This is a genomic window from Collimonas fungivorans (genome assembly GCF_028292705.1).
Taxonomy (GTDB): domain Bacteria; phylum Pseudomonadota; class Gammaproteobacteria; order Burkholderiales; family Burkholderiaceae_D; genus Collimonas; species Collimonas fungivorans_B.
Map to the genome: position 1 here is coordinate 1 of NZ_JAQGLV010000077.1, position 8,493 is coordinate 8,493.

Sequence of the window (8,493 nt, forward strand, 5' to 3'; positions counted from 1 at the left end):
TGCCGCAGCGCCGGCTCGTCGGCCAGCATCTGCAAGGCCGTGTCCTCGAAGACATAGGCTGAGATGGAGGCCTGCTTCTTCTCCAGCACGCTGTTGAAGAACCCCCAGCGGAAGAAGCTGTCGTGCGCTTCGGGCTCCAGGGTCTCGACCGCGTAGCGGGCCTGGGGCTGGTCGAGAGGCACCAGCATGTCACCCGCGCGCGCCTGGATGGCCTCGGAGTGCGTGCTCAGCAGCACCCGGTCATGGAACATGTGGCCTTCGTAGGCGGTCGCGCGCGTGCCGACCTCCAGCACCCGGTACACCCGGGCCGCATCGAACAGTCGGTCGGCGTCCAGGCGCTGCAGCGCGACGCCGTTCCACTCCAGCCGCTCGATCACCTCGCGCCAGGCCTGGGGCACCAGGTAGGCCTTCGGCGCCGTCACCACCCGTTCCTCGACACAGCGGTCGAAGTGGACGATGTCCTTCTCCCACGGCTGGCTGCGGTCGTAGGCGAGCCGTTGATAGTCGCCCAGCCGGCTCGGCGTACGCACCGCCGCGTAGCCCTTGAAGCGAAGGCGCGCCGGCCGCTCGTGGTCGTTGCGCCAGCGCAGCGGCCACTGTGTGCGGCGTGCGGCGTCGGCCCGCGAATCGCGCCGCAGTTGCTGAATGCGCCCCGCCTGCGCCGCACTGAAGTCCAGCACCACCTCGACCAGCGTGCGCATCGCGGCCACGCGGTCGGCGAAGGGCTTGAGCATGTGGGTCTCGGGCATGAAGCCGATGGTGTGGTGCAGCGCGGCGTAGCCGGTGGAGAAGCGCGGCAGATCGAGAAAATCTTCGATGCCGTCGTCCGGCGTCTCGGCCAGCAGGTTGACGTAGGGACAGGTCGGCCAGCCGCGCCTCTGCATGTCGCCGTAGATCGCGGGCAGCATGCGCTCGCGCAGGAAGTCGCCCAGGCCGCCGCCCAGCTTGTCGGGCTGGGTCGGGATCAGGGTCATGGTGTAGGCGTAGTCGGCACCGTTGGAGGTGTGGGTGTCGACCATCACATCCGGGTCCCAGGCGTTGAAGAAACGGTTGAACACCTGGGCGGCCAGGCTGTCGCACTTGATGAAGTCGCGGTTCAGGTCGAGGTGCCGGCCGTTGCCCCGAAAGCCGAACGCCTCGGGGCCGAGCTGGTTCGCCCGCGAGCTGGACTGGCGGTTCACGCAGCCGTCGACGTTGTAGACCGGGATGAAAAGGAACACCGTGTCGCCGAGCGCCGCCAGCCGCTCGGGCTCAAGGCAGAAGTCGCGCACCAGCGCCATGCAGGCATCGATGCCTTCAGGCTCGCCGGGATGGATACCGTTGTTGTTGAAGAACACCGGGCGCCCCTGTTCGCGCAAGGTGTCGCGGTCGAACACGCCGTCGGCCGTGACCAGGCCGGCGTGCATCGGCAGGCCGGTGTCGGACGTGCCGATCCGCCACCATCGCAGCACACTCGGGAATCGCTCGGCCAGCCGCTCGTAGAAGGCGATGCATTCGGCCCAGGTGGAGGTCTGGTTGCCATTGCCGAGTTCGAAGGGCGTGGGATAGGCAAGGCTGGTCGGGGGCGTCATGCGTGACTCCTTTTTTTTGGTGGTGTCGAGAAATACGTCAATTTGACGGTCCGCATCTACAGTGCAGGATATGGAGCAAAGGTAGCGCATCGGAAAACAGTCGGTCGCGGCAGACCGCTCTTGGCCGATAGCCGGCGGTTAACCAACGGAAAATTCAAGTCGCTCAACAGCTTCAACAATCTTGCCTATGTCGCAAGCATAAAAGCCTGCCGAATTTGCAGAATTTAGCTCTATGATTTTCGGCCCTTGATTGGTTTGTGCAATATCAATTGCAAAAGCACGATTTGGCTGCCAACGGACGACCTGTTGACTTGCATAATAGTAGATATCGCTTGGCACTTCGGTTGAAGACTGAACTCGATCTCCAATCTTGTATCGCGAGCCAGTCACCACTTCACCATCGAATACAAAAAATCGATATTCGGCCAATATCTCCTTACACGGCGCCATAACTACAACGTCTTTGAGGGTCAACGTGACGCCGTCGTCTTCTTCAACAAGGCGAACTCCATTTCGGAAATCTTCGAAATGCTCCCATGTCATTACCTCGCCAGCGAATTGCTTAGAATCTGAGGCGGGGCGCAGGAAAAAACGCTCCCATTTTTTCTCCACATCTCCCATAGGAGATGAAACTGCGTCAGAATTTAGCATCTCTTTATCAAAGTATTTCTGATATAGCGGGTAATCTAAATTATCGTCAAAATAACCAGGTCGCCAGTTTTTTAATTTCGAGACGTGCCCAAGACCCGTGCTTCCATAAGTGAATACAGCTTTGTCATCAATTTGAATGTCTGGAGAGAGTGCGTTTAAAAACGGTATTAGTTTGACTGTGGTGAAAGGTATCTGGCGCTTCGCGAGCTGATTCTGCAGTTCGGCCAGTGTCTGTTCGTTCAATAAATTTTGCTGCAAAACCCAATGCATAGAATTCCCTATATTTGTTGCTGGCAAATTTGGTTCGCGAATTTTTTGTTGCATTTGAAAGCATTGTTCATTATCAGAAACGTCTTTGAAAGACCGTTAATGGCCGATTACTGCAATCCCAATTAGACATTGCTCGTTCTCAAAGTGGGGGGCGTAGTTGCTGACGCCATTGTTGAACGGATGGCCTCTGCCATTGTTTTTGTGCATAAGTTGCTAGCTTCTCCGGAACCGGGTCTCCATGGAGAGTCAGTCGGTTTAGCATAAGGGCCAAATCCACGTCGGCAATCGTCCATTCTCCAAAGAGATATTCAGCATCGTCTCGAAGTAAATCATCAGCAACGGCAAAAAGTTTTTGCGCGGCGCCCTCTGCAAGGCTGGACAATGCAGCCCTTTTTGCCCCGTAAAACACGACTTCCGTGTTTCTTTCCTGTCTTATCGGCATCAGGTCACTGCGCAGCCACGCCTGGACCTGTCTTGCACGAGCCTTTCGTTCAACATCAAGCGGATACAGTCGCTTGTCCGGAAACACATCATCTAAATACTCAGTGATTGCTGACGACTCCGAAAGAATGAATTCTCCATGGCGCAATGCAGGTACCCTAGCGGTACGCGATAGACGAGCATACGCTTCGTCTTTATTTTCACCTGCGCCAAGGTCTATCGTGGACATGTCGAATGTTAGTCCTTTCTCAACCAGCGCAACGAATACCGACATTGCGTAAGGGCTGGCGAACTGTGCATCTGCATATAGATGTAAAACTGCACTGGTCATAATGGTGTTTTTTGAGTTGGTTATTTTAGGGCCGCTTCTGGCCGGTTGCAGCCGGTTGAATCCACAACCCACAGCGACCAAATATCAGCTATGGTTTTTCCGTTTTGCCACTCACCCGGTAGTGCGCCGCTACAGCCTGGCTCCCTGCTAAGCAAACTATCAGCAGCAACGCACCTGGGATGAGCGAAATGACGGTGTCAAGATAGTCACTCGTAGGCCACCCTTTGAGCGCAAGGCGCACGATCAAGATCAACCAGCCCAAACTTGCGACAAAGGCGATAGTGTTCCAAAGGTACTTCGCTGCCTTCCAACGCAACAGCAGGCCTACCGCACAGGCAGCAAGCAGGAACGTCCCGCACCACCACTCTACGGCGGCATAAGTGACGGCCCACCAGCCCAAATAGCTCGCAATCAGCAGCAGAAAAAATGAAATTAGTTTGATCATTTCGTATGATATTTGGTTGTGTCACACACAATCGAAATCGCGTCCAGTGTATGTCTCCGACTGTCTGTTTTTGGCGATTACGGCCTTAATTAGAGCGGCCATCTGCCAGGAATTGGGAACCTCTCGTTAGCCTCGTTTCTTGGCTAGTTTTGATGAAATTAAGTACATACTGCGCGCCAGCTGAAGTTCGTCTTGGTTGCACCAATACTCATCCATCGATTTTCATTGCTCAACTTTCTGAGCCACCTGAACAATCCTTTCCCGCACCACCCGGATCGCCTGCTTGAGCGCATACACATCCTGGAAATAACGCTGCGGAATGCGTATCTGGCTGGCGTTGGCGTCGATGTTTTCGATATCGTCGCGCCATTGGGCGATCTGTTCCTTGCTGGGTTGCTTGGTGCTCCATATTTCATCTTCCAGCGACTTGATCTCGCGGTACCAGACCACCAGCCGGTTTTTCATGCGCGATTCCACCATGCGCGGCAAAGCCTGCAGCAGGCCGAACAGCAGCGCCATGAACGGCAGCAGGATCAGCAGGCGGCGTTCGATGAAGCTGGCCAGCCAGAACGGCAGGTAGCGCTGCAGGAAGGGGCGGCCGGATTTGAAGTAGCGCGTGCTTTCGTCCGAGATCGGAAAGTCGTCCGTATTCAGGTTGGGGAAGGTGCCGCGCGGAGTGAAATAGTCTTCGCGGGCGTGGGCGGTATTGGCGGCTTCCAGCAGCAGGTAGACCAGCGCCGGATGCAGGGTGTCCTTGGACACCAGCAGCGCGGTGGCGGCCAGCAAGGTGACGTCGGCTTGCGGCAGGTCGTTGGCGACGCTGGTCGAAGCGCGCGGGAAGATGATCTTGGAGAGCGACGGGAATTTCAGCACCAGCGCATCGGCCTGGGCAAAGCTCATCAGCTTGAGGTCGCTGTTGAGCAGCATCTGCTGCATGGCTGCATCCGGCCGGCCGATAAAGAAGGCGGCGTCCAGCTGGCCGTTTTCCAGGTTCTGGTAAGCCTTGTAGGCATCCATTTCCAGCAGCTTGGCGTTGACGGCATCGATGCCGCTATGGCCGAGCAGGGTGCGCGCGACTTTCAGCAGGCCGCTGCCGGGAACGCCGATGGAAATCCGCTTGCCTTTCAGTTGCGCCAGGCGGTTGATGACGGTGTCGCCGCGGTAGAACACCCAGATCGGCTCATACGAGATGGCGGCGATGGTTTGCAGTTGGTCGTTTTCGGAGGGGGTGGTGGTGCCGGACTGGATGAAGCCGACTTCGTATTCGCTCTCGGGATCCTTCAGCCGCTGGTAGTTTTCCACCGAGCCGGAAGAGCTGCGGATGTCGAGGGTGATGCCTTCGCGCTTCAGCAGAGGCGCATAGCGCTCGGCGAAACCGTTGTAGATGCCTTTGTCGGCGCCGGCGGTGATGACGATGGTGCGCTGGGTGGCCGGCTTGAGGATGGTCACCAGGGCCCAGCCCACCACGGCGATCGCCACGACCGCGCCGGTGATCAGGAGCCGCAGCCGTTGCGTGGTCATCGGCGCTTTTTGTATGCGGTGTAGTGCTGGATTGTGTCTCGGCATGGTCTATAGGGCACGCTTGGTCAGGCAACTCGGAAACCGCATTTTTTCAGGAGCTCGCACTCCCGCACATTACACCTTCTTGACGAATTCCGATTTCAGGCTCATGGCGCCGAAGCCGTCGATCTTGCAGTCGATGTCGTGGTCGCTGTCGACCAGGCGGATATTCTTCACCTTGGTGCCGACCTTGACCACGCCGCCCGAACCTTTCAGTTTCAGGTCCTTGATCACCGTCACCGTGTCGCCATCCTGCAAGACATTGCCGACCGCATCGCGATACACCTTGGCGCCGTCCGCGCCCGATTCCGCCGCAGCCTGCGCCGACCACTCATGGGCGCATTCCGGGCAGATGTAGAGGCCGCCGTCCTCGTAGGTGAATTCGGAACTGCATTTCGGGCATGCGGGCAAGGTGCTCATGGTGTTGTCTTTCAGGTAAGGCAGAATTGCAAAAGTGAGACAGTATACTGCCTGTCCGTCATCCGGCCCTAAGCCTGGCCGGCAAAATATTCGGCATACACCTGCACCACCCAGTCGACAAACACCTTGACCCTGGGCGACAACTGATGGTGGGAAGGATACAGCGCCAGCACCGGCAGTTCGGGGCAGGCCCAGTCGCCCAGCACCGCCACCAGCCGGCCGCTCTGCAGGTATTGTTCAACCCGGAAGCGCGGCACCTGGATCAGGCCGAAGCCCTGCAGCGCGCATTGGGTGTAACTGTCGGCGCTGTCGACTGCTATCCAGCTGCCGGCCTTGTATTCTTCTGCCTGGCCATTGCGCAGCAAAGTGAACGGGTATTGGATATTGTGGTTGCGCGTGAAAAAGCCGACCGCCTGGTGTGTCGCCAGATCCTCCGGGGCCAGCGGCGTGCCGCAGCGCTCCAGATATTCCGGACTGGCGCAGATGACCTCCGGCAACGAAGCCAGCCGCCTTGCGATCAGCGAGGAATCCTTGGGTACGCCGACCCGCACCACGCAGTCGATCCCTTCGCCGACGAGGTCGACCAGCCGGTCGCCGCTGCTGATCGCGATGTTCAGGCGCGGATAGCGCTCGCGGAATTCGGCCAGCCGCGGCAGGATGATCTGGGTAGCGTGGGTGCCGTGCAGGCCCAGGCGCAACACGCCGCCGGGATTGGCGGCGCTAGTGTCGAGCGAGGCTTCCGCATCTTCGACGTCGGCCAGGATGCGGCAGCAGCGTTCATAGAAGGCGCGGCCGTCGAGGGTCGGCTTGACGTTGCGCGTGGTCCGTTCCAGCAGCCGCGTTCCCAGCCGCCGTTCCAGTTCCTTCATGGCGTGGGTGGCGGTGGCGCGTGGAATTTCCAGCAATCCGGCGGCCTTGGTAAAGCTGCCCAGGTCGACGATATGGGTGAAGAGGCGCAATGCTTCAAGTCTGTCCATGGCGGCAATTGTTGTCCTGGGTTGAATTGTGTTGGTGATTTTTACCCATTTATCTAAATCTGTCCAACTTCCACAATGGGCTTCAGGTAACCGGCAATTCCTGCCAGGTTCTTTACTCGGAGAAAACCACTATGGACCATGCTTCAAAGGCAGCGCTGGCGCCTGAATCCTTCCAGGCCTCCGTCCTGAAAATTTTCAAGGAATCGCTGGTTGCCGCCGGCGCGGCGGAGAATATAGGCTACGGCGTATTGCGGCTGGTGTTCGGCATGATCATGGTCAGCCATGGCTTGCCAAAGATGCTGGGCGCTTCGCATGGCTCGATGGCCGATCCGATGGCGGCCTCCGCTGCGCTGATCGAAAACGTGCTGCACCTGCCCGCAGCCCCGGTTTTCGCCATGCTGGTGGCGCTGCTGGAGACCGTCGGCGGCGCGCTGCTGGGCATTGGGCTGGCGACGCGCCCGGTCGCAGCGCTGATGGCGGTGCAGATGCTGGCTATCAGCTACATCCTGGGTCCCACCTGGCCCTGGATCGACCGCGGCATCGAATATCCGGTATTGATGCTGTTCCTGGCGCTTTACATGGCAGTCAAAGGCGCTGGCCGTTATTCCCTGGATCACCGGATTGCCGCGAGCTTTCTTGCAAAGCGCTGGCGGCAATGATCTGCCCGTTTGACATATCGGCAGCGGTTGATTAACGTAACAGCACTCCAACAACCAGAACATCGAGACCGACAATGACCCGTTCCCTTCCTAAATATCTTGCCGTTGCTGCTTTTGCCGTTGTCATCAGCGCTACCGGCTGCGCAGCGCTGGCGCAATCGGCACCGACGCTGACGACCAAGGAAGGAGAGTTTGTCGTACATGATTTCAAGTTCCGTTCCGGTGAAACGCTGCCCGCGCTGAAGCTGCACTACACCACGCTCGGCACGCCAAAACGCGATGCGAATGGACATGTGAGCAACGCGGTGATCGTCATGCACGGCACCGGCGGCGACGGCCATCAATTCTTGCGGCCGCAATTCGCCAATATCCTGTTTGCGCCGGGCGGCTTGCTGGACCCGGCCAAGATGTACGTCATCCTGCCCGACGGCATCGGCCACGGCAAATCCTCGAAACCCAGCGACGGCCTGCATGCGCGTTTTCCCAAATACGACTATGACGACATGGTCGCCGCGCAATATGCCCTGGTCACCCAAGGCCTAGGCGTGGACCATTTGCGGCTAGTGATGGGAACCTCGATGGGTTGCATGCATTCTTTTGTGTGGGGCGAAACCTACCCCTCGTTCATGGATGCGCTGATGCCGCTGGCTTGCCAGCCGGTGCCGATCGCCGGCCGCAACCGCGCCTGGCGCAAGATGCTGATCGATGGCATCACCAGCGATCCGGCGTGGCAGGGCGGTGACTACAAGACCCAGCCGCAGCAAGGCTTGCGCACCGCGGCGGACCTGCTGCTGATCGCCGGCAGCGCGCCGCATCAGCAGCAAAAAGAGTATCCGACGCGCGACGCCGCGGATGCCTACGTCACCGAGCATGTGACAAAAGACCTGGCCACGCTCGACGCCAACGATTTGCTGTACCAGGTCAGTGCGTCGCGCAACTACGACCCGTCCGCCAGCCTGGATAAAATCACCGCGCCGCTCATGTGGGTCAACTCTGCCGACGATTTCATCAATCCGCCGGAAACCGGCATCGCCGAAGTTCAGGTGAAAAAAATCAAGAATGGCCGTTACGTATTGATCCCGATCAGCGATCAGACCTATGGCCATGGCACGCATACGCGCGCAGCGGTGTGGCAATCCTACCTGGCCGATCTGCTGAAAGAGTCGGC

10 protein-coding genes are annotated in these 8,493 nt (G+C 58.6%); 2 read left to right on the forward strand and 8 right to left on the reverse strand.

The genetic code is table 11. The features are described from left to right. The 8 genes from JWQ61_RS03680 to JWQ61_RS03710 all read right to left on the reverse strand — a co-directional run. Positions 1 to 1,571, reverse strand: a 1,571-nt coding sequence (locus tag JWQ61_RS03680) for a M14 family zinc carboxypeptidase (RefSeq protein WP_304359323.1), incomplete at its 3' end; no start/stop codon positions are given. Positions 1,572 to 1,627: 56 nt separating this feature from the next. Then, positions 1,628 to 1,750 carry a helix-turn-helix domain-containing protein gene (locus JWQ61_RS22095; RefSeq protein ID WP_369684875.1) on the reverse strand — a complete coding sequence of 41 codons (123 nt, stop codon included), beginning with the start codon at positions 1,748 to 1,750 and terminating at the stop codon, positions 1,628 to 1,630. Continuing rightward, positions 1,710 to 2,546 carry an ATP-grasp domain-containing protein gene (locus JWQ61_RS03685; RefSeq protein WP_304359324.1) on the reverse strand — a complete coding sequence of 279 codons (837 nt, stop codon included), beginning with the start codon at positions 2,544 to 2,546 and terminating at the stop codon, positions 1,710 to 1,712. Before JWQ61_RS03685 ends, JWQ61_RS22095 begins: the two co-directional genes overlap by 41 nt. Before the next feature lie 85 nt (positions 2,547 to 2,631). Continuing rightward, on the reverse strand, positions 2,632 to 3,264 hold the full coding sequence (yfcF, locus tag JWQ61_RS03690) for a glutathione transferase (protein WP_304359325.1): 633 nt from the start codon (positions 3,262 to 3,264) through the stop codon (positions 2,632 to 2,634). 88 nt (positions 3,265 to 3,352) lie between these two features. After that, positions 3,353 to 3,709 carry a hypothetical protein gene (locus JWQ61_RS03695; protein ID WP_304359326.1) on the reverse strand — a complete coding sequence of 119 codons (357 nt, stop codon included), beginning with the start codon at positions 3,707 to 3,709 and terminating at the stop codon, positions 3,353 to 3,355. A gap of 222 nt (positions 3,710 to 3,931) precedes the next feature. Further along, entirely contained in the window at positions 3,932 to 5,230 is a 1,299-nt protein-coding gene (locus JWQ61_RS03700; protein WP_304359327.1) for a TAXI family TRAP transporter solute-binding subunit, read from the reverse strand. Positions 5,231 to 5,344: 114 nt separating this feature from the next. Beyond that, positions 5,345 to 5,689: a zinc ribbon domain-containing protein YjdM gene (locus JWQ61_RS03705; RefSeq protein ID WP_061540783.1), complete on the reverse strand. Its 345-nt coding sequence runs from the start codon at positions 5,687 to 5,689 to the stop codon at positions 5,345 to 5,347. A 68-nt stretch (positions 5,690 to 5,757) separates the two neighbouring features. Further along, entirely contained in the window at positions 5,758 to 6,666 is a 909-nt protein-coding gene (locus tag JWQ61_RS03710) for a LysR family transcriptional regulator (RefSeq protein WP_304359328.1), read from the reverse strand. A gap of 131 nt (positions 6,667 to 6,797) precedes the next feature. On the opposite strand from JWQ61_RS03710, the gene JWQ61_RS03715 reads away from it, so the two are divergent. Further along, complete coding sequence (locus tag JWQ61_RS03715) at positions 6,798 to 7,325, forward strand: DoxX family protein (RefSeq protein ID WP_304359329.1); 528 nt, start codon at positions 6,798 to 6,800, stop codon at positions 7,323 to 7,325. 74 nt (positions 7,326 to 7,399) lie between these two features. Continuing rightward, positions 7,400 to 8,493: alpha/beta fold hydrolase (locus tag JWQ61_RS03720; protein WP_304359330.1), on the forward strand; the 1,094-nt coding region annotated here is incomplete at its 3' end.

Bases quoted from the DNA above. Each gene is read 5' to 3' on its own strand.
- JWQ61_RS03685 (WP_304359324.1), bottom strand. From the start codon at position 2,546: ATGCAACAAAAAATTCGCGAACCAAATTTGCCAGCAACAAATATAGGG.
- yfcF (WP_304359325.1), bottom strand. From the start codon at position 3,264: ATGACCAGTGCAGTTTTACATCTATATGCAGATGCACAGTTCGCCAGC.
- JWQ61_RS03705 (WP_061540783.1), bottom strand. From the start codon at position 5,689: ATGAGCACCTTGCCCGCATGCCCGAAATGCAGTTCCGAATTCACCTAC.
- JWQ61_RS03695 (WP_304359326.1), bottom strand. From the start codon at position 3,709: ATGATCAAACTAATTTCATTTTTTCTGCTGCTGATTGCGAGCTATTTG.
- JWQ61_RS03715 (WP_304359329.1), top strand. From the start codon at position 6,798: ATGGACCATGCTTCAAAGGCAGCGCTGGCGCCTGAATCCTTCCAGGCC.
- JWQ61_RS03700 (WP_304359327.1), bottom strand. From the start codon at position 5,230: ATGACCACGCAACGGCTGCGGCTCCTGATCACCGGCGCGGTCGTGGCG.
- JWQ61_RS03710 (WP_304359328.1), bottom strand. From the start codon at position 6,666: ATGGACAGACTTGAAGCATTGCGCCTCTTCACCCATATCGTCGACCTG.